Genomic DNA, 16615 nt, shown 5'->3' with positions numbered 1-16615 from the left:
TCACCCCTTCAGTCGTTTCAGCGTCTGAACCGTCTTTACTGTCTTTACCGTCTCAATCGTTGCCGAGGATATCCGCGCCATGCTTGCGTTTTTTGCCGAGCTAAACTGGGCCGCCGTGGCTCAGATCATCATGATCGACATCCTGCTGGGTGGCGACAATGCCGTGGTGATCGCGCTCGCGTGCCGAAATCTGCCGGCCAAGCAACGGTTGCAAGGCATCGTCTGGGGCACGATCGGGGCCATCGTACTGCGCGTGATCCTGATTGCGTTTGCCGTGACGCTGCTCGCCGTGCCTTATCTCAAGGCGGTTGGCGGGCTGCTGCTGCTCTGGATCGGCACCAAGCTGCTGGTGCCCGACCACGACGCGCACGACAGCGTGAAGCCGGCCGACAAGCTCTGGACTGCCGTCAAAACCATCATCATTGCCGATCTGGTGATGAGCATCGACAACGTGATCGCGATCGCCGGTGCCGCGGAAGGCGCGGCCGATCATCACCAACTGCCGCTCGTTATCTTCGGCTTGCTCGTGAGCATTCCGTTGATCGTCTGGGGCTCGCAACTCGTGCTCAAGGCGCTCGACCGTTTCCCCGTCATCGTGATGGCGGGCGCGGCACTGCTCGGATGGATCGCCGGCGGCCTGATCGTGACCGATCCGGGTATCGGCCATTTGCTGCACTTGCCCGGCGATGCCGCGAAATACACCCACTATGTGGCCTCGGCGATCGGTGCGGTGTTCGTTCTGGCCGTGGGGCTCGCGCTCAAGCGTCGTAGCGAAGCACGACAAATGCGTGCAACCTCTTCGAAATAATCGGGTCCATTGCCGGGACTGGGAACTTTGGCGCGACAGGATCCAGGCGCTCGGTCGGCCTGATCATGCCGATGTGTCATGCGGTGGTGGTGGCGTTGCCTGACGTCTCATCGACGTTGGGACCGGCCGGCGCCAGACCGTTTGTCTCGCGCTACCTCGGACGATTCCGATGACCCCATGCGACGCCGGCCGATTTTGATCTGCGGCAGGGCATTCGCGATGGGGGGTATGGCATACTCCGCCCACTTCCCCCCGATGTCCCCTTTGTTTTCATTGCTTTTGCAGGGAGTTACACAATGCGTCGTTTCGGCCACCGGACTACCGGTCTCGCCAAATCCCGGGGTTTCACCCTGATCGAACTGATGATCGTGCTGGCAATCATCGGCGTGCTGGTCACAGCCGGGGTTCCGTATCTGCAAAATTATCTGGTCCGCGCGCGCGTCGTCGAAGGGCTCGGCGCCGCGGCGTCGGCCAAGGCGCTCGTGAGCGAGAATGCCATGCACGGCGCACCGTTCAACAGCGGCTGGCAAGCACCGAGCGCAACGGATAACGTCAGCGGCGTGAGCATTGATTCCGTGAGCGGCAACGTTACGGTGGCTTACACCCAGCGCGCAGGCGACGGTGCGATCGTGCTGGTGCCAACCAGCGCCGGCGCCACCGGCAAGCCGGAAACGCTGACGGTCGGCAAGGCCCCCGAAGGTCAGATCGTCTGGACCTGCTATGCGCAGGGCCGCGAGGGGGCGCCCAACGGTGCCACGTTGCCGGGTAAGCTGGCGCCGCCGGAGTGCCGTGGCGACGCCGCGACCAAGGGGGCCTGAGTCCGCTTGGCGTTAGACCGAATGACGTCACGTTGCATCGCATCAGGGTGCATCGGTTTGCGTCAAGCAACAGGGCGTCCGGTCTGGCAGCCACTGCGGATTTGCGGACGGCGTCAATACGCGCGTCAGGCATGAAATGGCTGCCCCTTGGGCGGCCATTTTTCGTTATGCTTGCGCATCTTTCAACCGGTGCATTGCACGGCGGCGACCTTGTTTCCTCCTTTGCTTCTCTCGATGATCGGGCTTGTGCTCGCCCTGATCTGGGCTTTGCCCTACAACCTCGTCAAGCACACCTATCCGATTTCGACGTTCTATTCGGAGGCGCTGGCGTTTTCGCTATTCGCATTACTGGGGGTGTTCTCGATGATCGCCGTGTGGCAACGCGACGCGCGCGCGCTGCGCATGCCGCGCGTCACGTGGATGCCGCTCGCTTTCATGGCGATCGTCCTGATTCAGCGCGCAACGATGCCGACCGAGTTGCCGCAGTTGATGATGACGGCGCTGCTCTATGGTGTTGCGATGATCGTGGCGGTCAACACGGGCTATTGGCTCGCGCAATTGGGTTGGCGCGGCGTGCTCATGCGCTGGAGTGCGGTTGCGCTCACGCTCGGCGGCTTGTACGCCGTGGGCGCGCAGATTGTGCAGGCGTTTCACCTCGAAGCCCAGGTACCGTGGCTGGTCGCCAAATACACGGTCACGGTGGCTCGCCGTTTGTTCGGCAACATGTATCAGCCCAATCATCTGGCGACGTATCTCTCACTCGCAAGCGCCGGCGCGTTTTACCTCTGGTATCAGCGCAAGTTGCCGGCATGGGGGTTGCTCATCGCGTGCGCCGCGTTCGACATCGGCATCTGCCTGACGGGCTCGCGCACGCCGTGGCTGCAACTCGCGCTGCTTTCGGCCTTCGGACTGTGGCTCGTGTGGATGGAGCGCAGGGAACCGACGCGTAACATGCGTCGCTCGATGCGCTGGTTCGTGCCGGTCGCACTCCTGCCACTACTCGGTCTTGCGACGGTTTTCGTCGGCTGGGCGAACGTGGCCTGGGGGTTGCAGCTTGATGGCAGCGCCGTCGCCCGCATGCAGCAGGCAGGGCAGGTCACGGGGCGCCTGAACCTGTGGGAGTACGGACTGGCGATCTTCCGCGAGCATTGGTTCTTCGGTGCCGGCTGGTCGAACTACATCGACGCGCAGTTCGCGCTGGTCGACAAACTCGGCCCGGTGGAAATGGCGGACAACGCGCACAATGTGTTGCTCGATCTGCTGGCGAAGACGGGCGTTGTCGGCACGCTGGCGGTGTTGCTTCCGTTGGCATTCTGGTTCGTCCGCGCGGTGCGGGGGATTCAGACGGCACCGATTGCGCTCGCCTTCGTCATACTCGGCATGCTCGCGATTCACGCCTTGCTGGAGTATCCGCAGCACTACGCATTCTTCCTGCTCCCGGCGATGTTCCTGCTCGGGTTGTGCGAGACGAAGCCCATCGAAAGTGTGTCGCCGACGGCCACCGGGGCGATCAACGGCGTCATCGTGCTGTTCGCGTGCGTGGCGATCCCATGGCTATATCACGACTATCAGCGCGTCGAGGTGGCGTATCGCGCAGGCAAGATCGAAACGTATCGCACCGACCCGGCGTTGTTCTTTGCGCCGTACGGCGATTACGCAGTCACAGGCGCGCTCTATCTCAATCGCGATCAGCTCGACGAGAAGCTGGCTGCGCATCGCGAGGCGTTGGCGCTGGGCGCCGGCCCGACGATGATCAAGCGCTACATCGTGCTGCTGGCCCTCGCGGGCCGTGACGACGAGGCGTTGCAGGACATTCAGCGGTTGAAAAACTACAACTCGCGAATCTTCGAAGGGCAGTACGCGGCGCTGGTGCGCCTGCTGCGAGAGCAAGGCGACGAGCTCAAGCCGTTCGTCAAGCGAGTTATCGAAGCATGGGGCCGACCGAAGGGGGAGCCGGAGGTGGATGCGGACGCGATGATTGCGCCGCCCAAGGGCACGTATGCGTTGGCATAACGTTTGATACAGTGTGCCGACAGGCAAGATCCACACAACAACGCCCGCGAATTCGCGGGCGTTGTTGTGTGTGGGATGCGATTTTGCGTGACGCCTTCAACCGGTTTGGGAAAGACTTACGCGTCAGGCGGCGTGTCGTCCTGTTCGGTATCTTCCGTGCGCGCCCAGAAGAAGCGGTCGGGAAAGTGGCGTCCCATGCCCGGGCGGAACGCATTTTCGAGCACCTGTTGCAGGTATTCCTGCGCCTCGCGAACGGCTTCCGGCACCGCAAGGCCATTGGCCAGCATAGCGGTGACCGCAGACGCCAGGGTATCCATGGCGCCGGCGACGTTATGCGCAGGACGGTCCCAGGCGTCTTCGCGGACGACGCCCCCGTCGCTGTACAACGTGTGGGTGAACTGCGGCGCGTTGCCGTCGCTCACCAGCACGAATTCGCAGCCGTTCTCCAGTAGGGCGGAGACAGCTTCGTCTTGCGAGAGATTTTCGTTTTCGGTGATCGTTTGCGCGAGCGCGATCGCGCTTGCGGGGCTGACGACGAGCACGCTTGCCTGCGGAACGAGCAGGCTGGCCGTCGCTTCGCGCAATTCGTCCGCCGAAAGCAGGTGCTCGCCCGCAAGTCCGAAGTCGGGGGCGACGACGAGCGGCGTTTCGTCGTAATCGGCCACGATCTCGGCGATGGCGGCGACGTTATCGGCATTCACGGCGCTACCGACCTTGAAGGCGGCGACCGGCATGTCTTCGAGCAGCATGCGCGCCTGGTCGGCAATCCAGTCGGGGTCGATGGGCTGCACCTCATCGCAGGCGCGGGAGTCCTGCGAGGAGTAGCCGGTGAGCACCGACACGCCGTAGCCGCCCATGCTCGCGAACGTGAGCAGGTCGGCCTGAACGCCGGTTGCCGAAGTGGGGTCGGAGAGTCCGAAGGTCAGGAGAATGGGTGGGGATTCAGTTTGCATGGAAGCAGGATAGACGGCGATCTGGTCAGGCTTTGGGTTCGTTGGTACCATCACGCCTTAAATGCCCGTTTCGGAGCGCTTGAAAGCGCCGTGGGCAGTGCCCGCCGGACAATGCACCGGCAGGGTTCCCACAAGACCGTCCGGCATCTCTGCCGACGGGACCCGAAGCGGTTGACAAGCCATTGTAACGGAACGCTCGTCGCCTAAGAAAGCATGGAATACAAGAGCTGGATGTGCCTCATTTGCGGTTGGATCTATGACGAAGAGGCAGGTTTGCCCGACGAGGGCATTGCACCCGGCACGCGCTGGGAAGACGTGCCCATCAACTGGACATGCCCGGAGTGCGGCGCCCGTAAGGAAGACTTCGAGATGGTGCAGATCTGAGGCCGCACGGCCAGGAGATGGCCTATGGTGATGTCTGAATCGTCTGGCTTGTCCGGCGCTGCCGGCGTGCCCGGTATGGCCGGGTCGCCTCAACCGTCCCCCGATTCCGCTGCCGTTGCCGCTGCCGGCACCGCAGCCAACGCCACGCCTGCCGGGCGTGAGATTCGTGATGTCCGCGACGGTCGCGATGCCCGCGACACGCGCGACGCGCCGTTGTGGCGTCTGCCGGAAGTCGCTGACGCGCTGACCGAGGCATCCGACGCCTGGTCGAGCGGTCCAGCGGCGGCGCTCGGACCGCTGCGTCGCGCCAATCGTCTGCTTCAGACCAGCGGTCACGCCGATTGGGCGTTGCATGGCGAGCGTCTGGTACAGGCGATTGCCGAGGCGGCATATGGCGAACCGGGCAGCCAGGACACGCAGCGCAATGCCCTGCGCCAGTTCGAGCGCGATATCTGGCAGGCGGGCGCCGTGGCCCCCGCCGCTCAGGCGCCGTCCCCCACCGATGGTTGGACCGGAGGCCCCACGCCGGGCGAGCTACGCATGGCGGGATGGGTGATCGCGCAGCCGCGTCTGCATGGCCTTCCGGCAGGCACCGCACCGCTGCGCGCCGACGTTGAACGCGTGTTGCTGCGCTTGCTGCGCCCCGACGCCGATGCGCTCGACACCACGGCCGCCCTCGGCCAACTCGCCGATCTGGCGGCCGATCTGCATCGCGCAGGGGCGACGGCTCCGCTCGACTACTGGCGTCTGGCGGCCGCCTGGCTGCGCTTTGCCCGTGCGCCGCTGAGCCTGGCCGACAAACGCCAGATCGGACGCATGAACCTGGCCCTGCGCAAGCAGCTCACCCGTCCCGGTAACCCGGCCGACACGGGGACGACACCCGTCGCCCCCGCAGCATCGGCGGGCGGCGCGAGGCCGTCGGGCGATGCTGTCCCCGGTCACGACCTGATCGAGGCGCTGGCGACCTGGCATGCGCAGGCGCCGGACACATGGCTCGGCGCGTTGTTGGCCGATTTCGGCGTGTTGCGCCGTCCCGGCCATTTGCCCGAGCCGCTGGCCGACGCTGCGCAAGCCGGGCAGAAGCAGGGCGCGGGCAGCAGTTCGCGCGACTGGTTGCGTATCGGCCCACTGGCTGTACGTCAGGACGTTTGCCAGACCTTCCTCAGTCTCGCCGATGAGGCGCTTCCGAACCTGAACGACCCGGGCGTCGCTGCGCAGGTCGCGCAATACTCGGCTGCCATTGGTCTGGCGCCGGTTGCGAGGCTTGCGGCGGCTGTCGCGGCCACCGGGGAGCGTCTGGCGGCGTCTCCGCCGGCGGAGCCGGGCGGGCCGGCGGCGTTGGCGATGACCGTCAAGGCGCTGCGTGGCATGCTCCATCAGTTTGCGGCGGACACTTATCCCGAGTCGCGCCCCGATCTGATCGCGGAGATGGCCGTGTGGCGCGAGCGCGCACTGGATGCCAGCGTGTTCGGGCAGCGGCTAGTCACCGCTCGCGACGTTCCGTGATACAGTCGGCCCAAAGGCTGCCCTTGGCAGCCGTTGGCCGTATCACGATGCGGAAAAAGTTCGTCCGCTGACCGGCCGCCAGCAGGCGACGCGAGCCCTTCCGGGGACGCGGCGCCTCGTGGTGGCGCGATACCGGACGGCAGACCGTCAAACAGGTTCCGACAAACTCTGGCCCTATGCCGAACGACCGTATCAATCTTACGAATCAGTTCCTCATCGCCATGCCCGGCATGGCCGATCCCACCTTTTCGGGCACCGTCGTCTATCTGTGCGAGCACAGCGAGAAAGGCGCGATCGGGCTGGTGATCAATCGTCCCACGGACATCGATCTCGCATCGCTTTTCGAGCGGCTCGACCTCAAGCTCGAAATCGATCCGCTCGCCCATCAACCGGTTTTCTTCGGTGGCCCGGTGCAGACGGAGCGCGGCTTCGTGCTGCACGAAGCGACGGGAACGTCATACAGCTCTTCGCTGTCGGTGCCGGGTGGTCTTGAGATGACCACGTCCAAGGATGTGCTCGAAGCCGTCGCCAACGGTCAGGGGCCGAACCGCTTCCTGCTCACGCTGGGGCATTCGGGGTGGAGCGCCGGTCAACTGGAAGACGAAATCAGCCGCAACGGCTGGCTCACGGTGGCTGCGGATCCCGGCATCGTGTTCGATGTGCCGCCGGCCGAGCGCTTCGACGCGGCGCTGGCGTTGCTCGGCGTGACGTCGTCCATGCTCTCCGCCGACGCAGGTCACGCATGACCGCTGGCAGTCGCACGGTGCTCGCTTTCGATTACGGCGAGCGCCGCATCGGCGTTGCGATGGGCAATCTGATGCTGCGCGAAGCGCGTGCGCTGACCGTTGTCGCCAATCTCAATCGTGACGTTCGCTTTGCCGAGATGGGCAAGCTCATCGCCGAATGGCAGCCTGAGCTGATCGTCGTCGGCCTGCCGTGTCATCCGGATGGCACGCCGCACGAAATGACGCAACAGGCGAAGCGCTTCGGCAATCAGCTCAACGGCCGGTTCAACGTACCGGTGGTCTGGGTCGACGAACGTTACTCGTCGGTGGCCGCCGCGGCGGCGCTGGCCGAAGCCGGCGTCAAGGTCTCGCAGAAGACATCGCTCGACGCTGAAGCCGCCCGCATCATCCTCCAGCAGTATTTCGACGAGCATGTGCCTGCCTGACATCTTCCCCCAGCGCGCGACGCCGCCCGCCACGGAGCCCTGGCATGGCTAACGGCATGCTCGGCCGACGCGGTCATCCCCAGCTCAATCGCAACGGCGAGCTCAAGCATCTGCTGACGGTCGAAGGCTTGCCGCGCGCCGTGCTCATGCACATTCTCGATACCGCCACGCAGTTCGTGAGCGTGAACGATGCCGACGTGAAGACGATGCCGCTGCTACGCGGCAAATCCGTCTTCAATCTGTTCTTCGAGAACTCCACGCGTACGCGAACGACGTTCGAGATCGCCGCCGCGCGACTGTCTGCCGATGTGTTGAATCTGAATATCAACGCGTCGTCGACGAGCAAGGGCGAAACGCTGCTCGACACCATCGGCAACCTGTCGGCCATGCACGCCGATCTGTTCGTGGTGCGCCATGCGCAATCGGGCGCGCCATACCTGATCGCGCAGCATTGCGCGCCGCATGTGCACGTCATCAATGCCGGCGACGGACGCCACGCGCATCCCACCCAGGGCTTGCTCGACATGTACACGATTCGCCACCACAAAGGCGAATTCCAGAATCTGACGGTCGCGATCGTCGGCGACATTCTGCACTCCCGCGTGGCCCGCTCCGACATTCACGCGCTCACGACGCTGGGTGTGCCGGAAGTGCGCGCCATCGGCCCGCGCACGCTCTTGCCTGCGGGACTCGAACACCTCGGCGTTCGTGTGTTCCACGACATGGACGAAGGGCTGCGCGATGTCGACGTGATCATCATGCTGCGCTTGCAGAACGAGCGCATGAATGGCGCGCTGCTGCCTTCGGCGAGCGAGTATTTCAAGTATTACGGTCTGACGCCGCAGCGGCTTGCGCTCGCGAAGCCGGACGCCATCGTCATGCATCCCGGCCCGATGAACCGGGGCGTGGAGATCGACTCCGCCGTAGCAGACGGCCCGCAGTCGGTCATTCTCGAGCAAGTGTCGTTCGGCATTGCCGTGCGCATGGCGGTGATGAGTATCGTCGCCGCGAACAACGGATAAGCGCGCCATGAAATTGCATCTGATGGGGGGCCGCGTCATCGATCCCGCAACCCGCACTGACCGCGTGCAGGATGTATTCGTCGCCGACGGCCATATCGTCGCGCTTGGCGCTCCGCCTGCCGACTTTACGGCGGACCGGGCCGTCGACACGACGGGACTGCTTGTCGTGCCGGGGCTGGTCGATCTGTCGGCGCGACGCGTGACGCACGCGAGCGAAGTGTCGGCTGCGCTGGCCGGCGGTGTGACGCGCGTGGTGTGCCCGCCGGACACCGATCCGGTGCTCGACGAACCCGATCTCGTCGAGATGCTGCAATGGCGCGCCCGCGCGACGCATCATGCGCAGGTGCATCCGCTCGGGGCATTGACCGTGGGTCTTGCCGGGCGCGAACTGACGGAGATGGCACAACTCGCGCAGGCCGGGTGCATCGGTCTGTCGCAGGCGAATGCCGCCATGGCCGATAACCGCACGCTGCTGCGCGCATTGCAATATGCGGGCACGTTCGGGCTCACGGTCTGGTTGCGCGCACAGGACGCCGCGCTCGCGGCAGGCGGCGTTGCCGCGAGTGGTGCGGTCGCGTCGCGGCTTGGACTGGCGGGCATTCCGGTCGTGGCGGAAACCATCGCGCTGCATACCATTTTCGAGCTGGTGCGGGTCACGGGCACGCGCGTGCACCTTTGCCGTCTGTCCTCGGCCGCAGGTCTCGCACTCGTGAGGGCGGCGAAGGCGGAAGGCCTGCCGATCACCTGCGACGTGGCCGCGCATCACCTCCATCTCACCGACATGGACATCGGGTACTTTGACGCCCAGTATCGGCTCGACCCGCCGTTGCGCGCCCAGCGTGACCGTGAGGCTGTGCGCGATGCAGCGCGCGACGGTACGATCGACGCCATTTGCTCGGACCACACGCCGCTGGCGGCCGATGCCCGCCTCGTGCCTTTCGCCGAGGCCGAGCCGGGGGCCACGGGAATCGAGCTGCTGCTGTCGCTAGTACTCAAGTGGGCAGAGGAGTCGCGGGTACCGCTCGTCGATGCACTCGCACGAGTGACGTCCGGGCCGGGGCAGCGTCTGGCCCCGGTTGCCTCCGGAGCCGGCCAGCTCTCGCCGGGGCAACCGGCGGACGTCTGTGTGTTGGCGCCGTCGACATACTGGACCGTGTCCGCGCAAAAGTTGCGCAGTGCCGGCCACAACACCCCGTTTCTGGGATATGAACTGCCGGGGCAGGTGCGGCTCACGCTGGTCGGTGGCCACGTGGCGTACGAAGCCTTGACCGCATAGGATGCGACTACCGTGTTGTTGATCAAAAAGCTCCGTCTGGGTCTGCATCTCGCGCGTGGCATGGTGACCGCCGCAGTGCTTTTCCCGTTTCTGTCGCAACCGCAGAAAGACCGTCGTATTCGCGCGTGGTCGCAGAAACTGCTGAAGCTGTGCGGCATGCGTCTCGAAGTCGAGCAGCACGCGCCGGTGCCCGAAGGCGGTGTCATGCTGCTGTGCAATCACGTGTCGTGGATCGACATCTTCGCGCTCAATGCGTGGCAACCGGTGCGCTTCGTCGCAAAGGCAGAGATTCGTCACTGGCCGCTCGTGGGCTGGTTATGCGTGCAGACGCGCACGATCTTCCTGCAACGCGAGCGACGTGCCGATGCGCGCCGCATCATGCACTACCTTTCGGATTGTCTGCGCGATGGCGACATCATTACCGTTTTCCCGGAGGGTACGACGACCGATGGACGCAGTCTGTTGCCATTCCACGCGAACCTTCTGCAAGCGCCGGTCACCACGGGCAAACCGGTGCAGCCGATGTGTCTGTTCTATACGGACGAAGCGAGCGGACGCCACACGATGGCACCCGCATATATCGGCGAGACGAGCCTGATCGAGTCCATCGACATGATTCTGAAAGCGCCCCCGATGACGGTGCGCCTGTCGATCGGTGCGCCCCAGTATCCGCAGCAAGGGCAGCATCGCCGAGCGTTTACGCTGGGGGCGCAGCAGGCTGTGGGCGCGGCGTTGCAGGGTTTCCTGCCCGAAGCCGTGCTGCCGGAGAATGGTTCGGTCGGCTCGCGCACGTCGTCATTGGACGACGAAGCGGATGATGCGGCGCAGGCCGTTCAGGTGTGAGCGTCGCGTCGCCGTCACGACCGGGTACCGTCAGGCGGGTTTGAGCGCGTTCGGGTCGGGAAAGCACAACGGCGCCTGCGGGGCGCCGTTATTTCCGGGAGGCTGCGCATGACGCGGGCGATGTTCTGCACGCTGCCGGGAATCACTCGGCTTTGCGCTTTGTCCCCCTATCCGCCTTATCTGCCTTTTCGGTCTTATCCATCTTCTCTGCCTTCGCGGTTTTCTCCAGCTTTTCGGCCTTGGCGGCCTTGAACGCGTCTTCGGCCTTCTCCGCCGTTTTGATCTTGTTGCGCTTCTTGTCGCTTGCGGCGAGCGGGTCGCGCATCTGAGGGCAGTCGATCTGTATCAGCTCGCGCGATGCAGGCGAATCCGCGAGCTTCACGGCGGTGAGCTTGCCGCCCCACACGCATCCGGTGTCGAGGCCGAGCAGGTTCTCGCGCATCACCAGTCCGAGTGCCGACCAGTGTCCGAACACCATCGTCACATTCGCCGTACGGCGAGCGGGCGCATCGAACCACGGCTTGAGGGTATCGGTCGCTGCATCGGCGCCTTCCTTGATCTTGAAGTCGATGCGACCGTCGGCGCTGCAAAAACGCATGCGAGTCAGCGCATTGATCGTAAGACGCCTGCGGTCTTCATCGCTCAGCCCCTCGTGCCACTGATCGGGCTGATTGCCGAACATGCGTGAGAGAAACGCCTGCCAGTCGGGACCGCGCAATTGCGATTCCACGTCGCGCGCAAGGGTGAGCACCTGTTCGGCATCCCACTGCGGCAATACGCCGGCGTGCACCATCAGGTGCCCATGCGCGAAGTGCGCCAGCGGCTGGCGACGCACCCAGTCGACGAGCGCATCGCGGTCCGGGGCATTGAGGATATCGTCCAGCGTATCGCTGCCGTGCGCCTGACGCACGCCCGCAGCGACCGCCAGCAGGTGCAGGTCGTGATTGCCGAGCACGGCAGTGACGCGATCGCCCAGCGCAATGACCTGACGCAGCGTATCGAGCGAGCGCGGGCCACGATTGATGAGATCGCCGGCGAGCCAGAGATCTGCGTCGCCGGGCAGGCGCGAGAGCAGTTGTTCAAACGACGTCTGGCAACCTTGCAGGTCGCCGATGGCATAGATGTCACGCATCGCGTTGGTGGCGCTGTCTTGTCTTGTTGTCCCGACCGGGGGGATTCCGTGTGCCGCGGCCGCGCACGCTTGGTGCGACGCCCCCCGTGGTCATTCATTTTTTGTAGATCAGCCAGCGCGGCGCTTTGAAGCGAACGATGCTCAGGTACAGCCACACATACGTCACCATGAAGGCGACGCAGCACAGGGCCAGCACCACGCTATGTCGCCAGAAGACCGTCGCCGGGATCACTGCCAGCAAGCATAGCAGCCAAAGGTACGGGGAGGTCAAGGAATTGCGTTGCGTGAGGGCGCTGGCCGTACGCGCGCCTGCCGCCCAGCGCATCAACCGCTTGTAGACCAGCATGTGCAGGTGTACGCCGTCGGGAATGCCGGGCGAAATGCCGCGCACGAAACGCTTGCGATAGATGGAGAAGCAGACTTCGAACGCCGGGTAAATCACCATCAACGCGGGATACCAGGGCGAGACCTGCGGATTACGCATCACGAGCAGGACGGCGACTTCGGCAAGCATGAAGCCGAGGAAGTACGCGCCCCCATCCCCGAGGAAAATCAGCCCGCCGGGGAAGTTGAAGATGAAAAAGCCGAGAATGGCGCCCACCATGATCATCGACGTGGTCAGCACGATCGGGTCCTGCACCTGAAACCCGACGTAGCCGAGCGAGGCGAACATGATCATCGCGACCATGGCCGCGAGACCGTTGAAGCCGTCGATGATATTCACGGCATTGGCCATGCCGGCGACGCACAGCACCGTGAGGGGCACCGACACGGCAGCGACGACCAGGGCGCGATCCACCACGCCGATATCGACGCGGGTAATGTGAATATCGAGCACCAGCCACGCCAGCAGCGCGGCGAACATCGTGCACACGAGGCGAACCGTTGGCGTGACCTTCTTCGTCAGATCTTCGATGAAGCCGGACAAAAATGCGGGCAAGCCGCATGCGACGAGCAGCAGAATGTCGCGCGATACGGTGGGATAGGACAGGCAGAGCGCCGTTGCCGAGACGAGCAGTCCGGCCAGAATGCCGACACCGCCCACACGCGGGACCGGACGCACGTGAAATTTCTGCACGCCGGCGACATCGCTATCGCCGGAGAAGCGGGCATGAACGTGCGCGTAGCGAACGATCAACAGCGTCGCAATGAACGACACCACGAGGGCGATGGCAAGACTCAGCATGATGCGCGAAGGGATCCGAGAATCCGAAAGTACTCTGCAATGACGACATGTTCGTCGAATTCGCGCGCTACTTTAGCACGCCCGGCATCGCCCATTCGGACGAGCGTGGTCAGGGGTTTGCGTGCCACGTCGCGCAGGCGGGCGGTCAACGCCGCGGCGTCGCGTGCGGGCACGAGATAGCCAGTGACGCCATCGTCGATTACGTCGCGGCACCCCGGCACGTCGGTCGCGACCAGGGGGCGCCCCATGGCCGCCGCTTCGAGCAACGTACGCGAGAGTCCTTCGCGGTAGGAGGGCAGCACCACACAGTGTGCGTTCGCGATGAAGGGGCGCACGTCGCCGGTCGTCCCGAGATAGTCGATCACGCCTTCTCGCTGCCAGTCGTCGACTTCGGCGCGGGAAATCGCCGTCGGGTTTTCCACGTCGGCCGCGCCGAGGATCTGAAACACGACATGCGGCATCTCGGCCCGAATCGCGCGCGCGGCGTCCACGTATTCCAACACGCCCTTGTCGCGCAGCAAACGTGCGATCAGGAGGAAGCGAAAGGGCGACGCGGCCTCACCCGCAACATCGGCAACATCGGGGACTTGGCTGTTGGCGGCCGCTGCCTTCGTCGGCCACGCGGCCTTGGCGAAATGCGACAGATCGACGCCTTCGCCCGGCAGCAACCGTGTCTTGTCAAGGGCGACGAGCCCCCCCTCGACAAACGCACGATGATCTTCGGCATTCAGGAACCAGTTCTCCAGCGTGTGCCGGAAAGCCACGCGATACAACTGTCGTGCCAATCGCGTGGTTAGCGACTCGCGAATGAACACGTAGCCAAGGCCAGTCGTCATCGAGACCGCAGGAATGCGGGCAAAGCGAGCCGCTATGGCACCGTAGATATTGGGCTTGATCGTGTAGTGAAAGATCACGGCGGGGCGCACTTGCCGGTAGAGACGGTAGAGTCGCCACATCAGCCCGAGGTCCTGGAGCGGGTTCTGGCCCTTGGCCGCCATCGGCACCCGGTGCACGACGCAGCCCATTGCGGTGAGCTTGCTGGCGAACTCGTCGTCCGGCGCGGCAACGTGTACCGGATGACCTGCCGCGAGCAAAGCGGCAATCGGGCCACGCCGGAAGTTGTAGATCGACCAGAAGGTGTTGGAGCAGAGCAGGACCGGAGCTGTCATTGACGGTGTGCAGTGAAAGTCAGGCGTTTGCGCAGGCGTCATCGCGCAAACGGGCATACGTCTCGAGCCAGCGCGTCACGATGGCGTCGAGTGAATAGCGGGTGACGATACGTTCGCGATTGGCAGCCCCGAGCGCCTCGCGGTCCTCAGGCGAGGCCTGAAGATGGCGAATCAGGGCGTCGCCGAGGGCGGTGGCATCGCCGACCGGCACGAGCGTATTGTGCTGCGTGGTCGTACCGACATCGCCGAGTAGTTCGCGAACGCCGCCGCAGTCGGTCGATACGATGGGCAGGCCACTGGCCATCGCCTCGCCGATCACGAGCGGCAATCCCTCCCATGCGGACGACATTGCGTACACGTCTGCCGCACACATCAGTTGGGCAATGTCGTTGCGGCGTCCGAGCAAGGTCGCCGCGTGTGCGAGTCCCTTCCCTTCGATGAGCGTCTGCATCGACGCGCGCAACGGGCCATCGCCCGCGATGAACAGTTTCGCGTCCGGCATCGCCTTGACCACCCGCGTGAAGGCGTCGATCAGCGTTGGGTAGTCCTTCGCTTCGACCATGCGGCCCGCCGCGAAGACGATGGGCGTGCGCTCGGCGCCGACCGTGGGCAAGCCGGGCAACTGTCGGCGACACGCTGAGCGCGCCTGCGCATCGGGACGATAGCGTCCCGTGTCGATACCGTTGGGCATGCTGACGATGCGCGCGGCAGGTGCGGCGCCCTGCGCAATGAACGCCGCCACGGCGTCGTCGCTCACGTTGGTCGTCAGGTCTGTCCAGCGGTCGGTCAGGCGATACGCCAGCATGCGCGCCCGTCCGCCTTCGTTGCGGCTGTGAGCGCTCGTGACCAGCACCGGCATCGACACGAACCAACGCGCCACGCGTGCGATCAGATTCGCATGGACCATGTGCGCGTGAACGACGTCGGGCCGCCATGCGCGCAAGTCGGCAACGAGGCGTCGCATGGCGCGCATCAACGACAGCGGCGATTTGCCCGCGCCCAGTTCGATACACGTGAAGCGCGGCGATTGCGGCAGGGCAATCGCGCAGGCGCCCGTGAGCGAGATCAGGGCGACGTCATGGCCGCGCGCGAGAAATCCCCGGGCGAGGTCGGCCACTTGCGTCTCTGCGCCGCCGAGTTGCAGGCCGGTGACAAACAGGGCAATCCTCATCTTCCGTATCTCGTTCCTTATCTCGTCTGCGTTGTCATTGGCGCGTCGTTTTCCCATAACGCTTCCCAACGCGCCGCGATGACATCGGCGCGCAACGTCTGCGCATGCGCGTAACCGGCCAACCCAAGCTTGCGTCGCAGCGCATCGTCGTCGATCAGACGGCGCAGTGCGCCGGCCATGGCCGCAATGTCGCCATCCTCGACGACGAGACTGTCGACTTCATGGTGAAGCAGCGCGCGCGGTCCGGCGTCGGCAGCGTAGGCGACAATGGGCACCGCGTAGGCCTTCGCTTCGATGAGCACCAGCCCGAAGCTCTCGCGGCGCGATGGCAGGCAGTAAATGGCTGCCTGTGCGTAATGCCGCACGATATCAGCCACGGCAGGCAGCAACTGCACCGTATCGGCAACGCCGGCGTCGCGCGCTTGCGCGAGCAGGTCGTCGCGCAGCGGTCCGTCGCCTACGATACGCACGTGCCAGCCTGTCGCATCATGGGCGATGCGCGCCCAGGCGTCGATCAGACGGTCGAAGCCCTTCTCGGGCACGAGACGTCCGACGGCAAGAATGCAGCGTGCGTCGCTCGGCTCGGGCGCAGTGTCCGGCATCGGAAGACCGAGCGCGTTGGGCAAGGTCACGAACTTCGCACGGGCGCGGGGATGATGGGCTTGCCACGCCTGACGATCGGCGTGCGTGAGCACCGCCACGGCATCGTATCGATTGGCCGCCAGTGTGCGCGCCCAGCGACGTGCGCGCCGCCCGAGGTCGCTGGCATATGTGCTGTGTTCCCACGCGATGCGCCGCAGCGATAAACCGAACGTGGCGGGCAGGGTGTAGAGCGCGAGCATCGGATCGACATCGATCATCACCTCGATGCCGTGTGCGCGCACATAAGCCCGTACCTGTCGCACGATCGACGGATAGTGACGTTTGAACGCCACGCGCTCGGTGAACATCGCATGATGCTCGACGCCGGCAGACAATGCGAACACCGGCGTGTGTCCCCACAGCGACAGCACGTGAACGCGATGCCCGCGCGCGGCGAGCGCGTTGGCAAGCGTGGCAGTGGCGCGCTCCGCACCGGCGAAGGCGGCCAGCGTGCCGGTGAACAGGCAGATCGTGCGGACCGGTGAAGCCTGCGGCGACTTGCGCGAATCGATCATCGTCAT

Annotated in this window: 16 protein-coding genes; 10 read left to right on the top strand and 6 right to left on the bottom strand. The window is 64.7% G+C overall.

Translation table 11 applies throughout. The features are described from left to right. The first annotated feature begins 79 nt into the window (after positions 1 to 79). The 3 genes from UC34_RS20950 to UC34_RS20940 all read left to right on the top strand — a co-directional run bounded on the left by UC34_RS20950 (position 80) and on the right by UC34_RS20940 (position 3639). Positions 80 to 808, top strand: coding sequence for a TerC family protein (locus tag UC34_RS20950; RefSeq protein ID WP_044457041.1), 729 nt, complete (start codon positions 80 to 82; stop codon positions 806 to 808). Between the two features lie 296 nt (positions 809 to 1104). Beyond that, on the top strand, positions 1105 to 1626 hold the full coding sequence (locus UC34_RS20945; protein ID WP_044457040.1) for a pilin: 522 nt from the start codon (positions 1105 to 1107) through the stop codon (positions 1624 to 1626). Between the two features lie 210 nt (positions 1627 to 1836). Next, a complete protein-coding gene (locus UC34_RS20940) occupies positions 1837 to 3639 on the top strand; it encodes an O-antigen ligase family protein (RefSeq protein ID WP_157123260.1) in 1803 nt (600 codons plus the stop codon). Between the two features lie 116 nt (positions 3640 to 3755). Here UC34_RS20940 and thiD read toward each other — a convergent pair whose 3' ends face one another. Next, entirely contained in the window at positions 3756 to 4592 is an 837-nt protein-coding gene (gene thiD / locus UC34_RS20935) for a bifunctional hydroxymethylpyrimidine kinase/phosphomethylpyrimidine kinase (protein WP_044458516.1), read from the bottom strand. A 213-nt stretch (positions 4593 to 4805) separates the two neighbouring features. On the opposite strand from thiD, the gene UC34_RS20930 reads away from it, so the two are divergent. The 7 genes from UC34_RS20930 (at position 4806) to UC34_RS20900 (ending at position 10794) form a co-directional block, all read left to right on the top strand. Next, positions 4806 to 4976, top strand: coding sequence for a rubredoxin (locus UC34_RS20930; protein WP_006400971.1), 171 nt, complete (start codon positions 4806 to 4808; stop codon positions 4974 to 4976). A gap of 30 nt (positions 4977 to 5006) precedes the next feature. Beyond that, the gene (locus UC34_RS20925) at positions 5007 to 6482 is read left to right on the top strand and encodes a hypothetical protein (protein WP_157123259.1); all 1476 of its coding nucleotides are present in this window, start codon (positions 5007 to 5009) and stop codon (positions 6480 to 6482) included. 176 nt (positions 6483 to 6658) lie between these two features. Continuing rightward, on the top strand, positions 6659 to 7228 hold the full coding sequence (locus UC34_RS20920) for a YqgE/AlgH family protein (protein ID WP_044457038.1): 570 nt from the start codon (positions 6659 to 6661) through the stop codon (positions 7226 to 7228). Then, positions 7225 to 7653 (top strand): Holliday junction resolvase RuvX, encoded by a 429-nt coding sequence (gene ruvX, locus UC34_RS20915; RefSeq protein WP_044457037.1) that lies wholly within the window; start codon positions 7225 to 7227, stop codon positions 7651 to 7653. Before UC34_RS20920 ends, ruvX begins: the two co-directional genes overlap by 4 nt. 44 nt (positions 7654 to 7697) lie before the next feature. Further along, a complete protein-coding gene (locus UC34_RS20910) occupies positions 7698 to 8675 on the top strand; it encodes an aspartate carbamoyltransferase catalytic subunit (RefSeq protein WP_044457036.1) in 978 nt (325 codons plus the stop codon). A gap of 7 nt (positions 8676 to 8682) precedes the next feature. Next, complete coding sequence (locus tag UC34_RS20905; protein WP_044457035.1) at positions 8683 to 9951, top strand: dihydroorotase; 1269 nt, start codon at positions 8683 to 8685, stop codon at positions 9949 to 9951. 12 nt (positions 9952 to 9963) lie between these two features. Next, complete coding sequence (locus tag UC34_RS20900) at positions 9964 to 10794, top strand: lysophospholipid acyltransferase family protein (RefSeq protein WP_052811165.1); 831 nt, start codon at positions 9964 to 9966, stop codon at positions 10792 to 10794. Positions 10795 to 10936: 142 nt separating this feature from the next. Here UC34_RS20900 and UC34_RS20895 read toward each other — a convergent pair whose 3' ends face one another. From UC34_RS20895 to UC34_RS20875, 5 genes are all read right to left on the bottom strand, one after another. Beyond that, on the bottom strand, positions 10937 to 11926 hold the full coding sequence (locus tag UC34_RS20895) for a symmetrical bis(5'-nucleosyl)-tetraphosphatase (RefSeq protein WP_044457034.1): 990 nt from the start codon (positions 11924 to 11926) through the stop codon (positions 10937 to 10939). Between the two features lie 94 nt (positions 11927 to 12020). Beyond that, positions 12021 to 13112 carry an MraY family glycosyltransferase gene (locus tag UC34_RS20890; protein ID WP_044457033.1) on the bottom strand — a complete coding sequence of 364 codons (1092 nt, stop codon included), beginning with the start codon at positions 13110 to 13112 and terminating at the stop codon, positions 12021 to 12023. Then, on the bottom strand, positions 13106 to 14281 hold the full coding sequence (locus UC34_RS20885) for a glycosyltransferase family 4 protein (protein ID WP_052811315.1): 1176 nt from the start codon (positions 14279 to 14281) through the stop codon (positions 13106 to 13108). Before UC34_RS20885 ends, UC34_RS20890 begins: the two co-directional genes overlap by 7 nt. A 19-nt stretch (positions 14282 to 14300) precedes the next feature. Further along, complete coding sequence (locus UC34_RS20880; RefSeq protein ID WP_044457031.1) at positions 14301 to 15452, bottom strand: glycosyltransferase; 1152 nt, start codon at positions 15450 to 15452, stop codon at positions 14301 to 14303. A gap of 17 nt (positions 15453 to 15469) precedes the next feature. Beyond that, positions 15470 to 16615 (bottom strand): glycosyltransferase family 4 protein, encoded by a 1146-nt coding sequence (locus UC34_RS20875; protein WP_157123258.1) that lies wholly within the window; start codon positions 16613 to 16615, stop codon positions 15470 to 15472.

Source organism: Pandoraea vervacti (genome assembly GCF_000934605.2).
GTDB lineage: Bacteria > Pseudomonadota > Gammaproteobacteria > Burkholderiales > Burkholderiaceae > Pandoraea > Pandoraea vervacti.
This window is presented reverse-complemented; position numbering and strand designations above follow the sequence as displayed.

What these genes read in the sequence shown, in the direction of transcription:
- UC34_RS20880 (WP_044457031.1), bottom strand. Translation starts at nt 15,452, where the DNA reads ATGAGGATTGCCCTGTTTGTCACCGGCCTGCAACTCGGCGGCGCAGAG.
- UC34_RS20920 (WP_044457038.1), top strand. Translation starts at nt 6,659, where the DNA reads ATGCCGAACGACCGTATCAATCTTACGAATCAGTTCCTCATCGCCATG.
- UC34_RS20890 (WP_044457033.1), bottom strand. Translation starts at nt 13,112, where the DNA reads ATGCTGAGTCTTGCCATCGCCCTCGTGGTGTCGTTCATTGCGACGCTG.
- UC34_RS20930 (WP_006400971.1), top strand. Translation starts at nt 4,806, where the DNA reads ATGGAATACAAGAGCTGGATGTGCCTCATTTGCGGTTGGATCTATGAC.
- UC34_RS20950 (WP_044457041.1), top strand. Translation starts at nt 80, where the DNA reads ATGCTTGCGTTTTTTGCCGAGCTAAACTGGGCCGCCGTGGCTCAGATC.
- UC34_RS20945 (WP_044457040.1), top strand. Translation starts at nt 1,105, where the DNA reads ATGCGTCGTTTCGGCCACCGGACTACCGGTCTCGCCAAATCCCGGGGT.
- UC34_RS20905 (WP_044457035.1), top strand. Translation starts at nt 8,683, where the DNA reads ATGAAATTGCATCTGATGGGGGGCCGCGTCATCGATCCCGCAACCCGC.
- thiD (WP_044458516.1), bottom strand. Translation starts at nt 4,592, where the DNA reads ATGCAAACTGAATCCCCACCCATTCTCCTGACCTTCGGACTCTCCGAC.
- ruvX (WP_044457037.1), top strand. Translation starts at nt 7,225, where the DNA reads ATGACCGCTGGCAGTCGCACGGTGCTCGCTTTCGATTACGGCGAGCGC.
- UC34_RS20910 (WP_044457036.1), top strand. Translation starts at nt 7,698, where the DNA reads ATGGCTAACGGCATGCTCGGCCGACGCGGTCATCCCCAGCTCAATCGC.
- UC34_RS20875 (WP_157123258.1), bottom strand. Translation starts at nt 16,615, where the DNA reads ATGACGATGATCGATTCGCGCAAGTCGCCGCAGGCTTCACCGGTCCGC.
- UC34_RS20895 (WP_044457034.1), bottom strand. Translation starts at nt 11,926, where the DNA reads ATGCGTGACATCTATGCCATCGGCGACCTGCAAGGTTGCCAGACGTCG.
- UC34_RS20885 (WP_052811315.1), bottom strand. Translation starts at nt 14,281, where the DNA reads ATGACAGCTCCGGTCCTGCTCTGCTCCAACACCTTCTGGTCGATCTAC.
- UC34_RS20925 (WP_157123259.1), top strand. Translation starts at nt 5,007, where the DNA reads ATGTCTGAATCGTCTGGCTTGTCCGGCGCTGCCGGCGTGCCCGGTATG.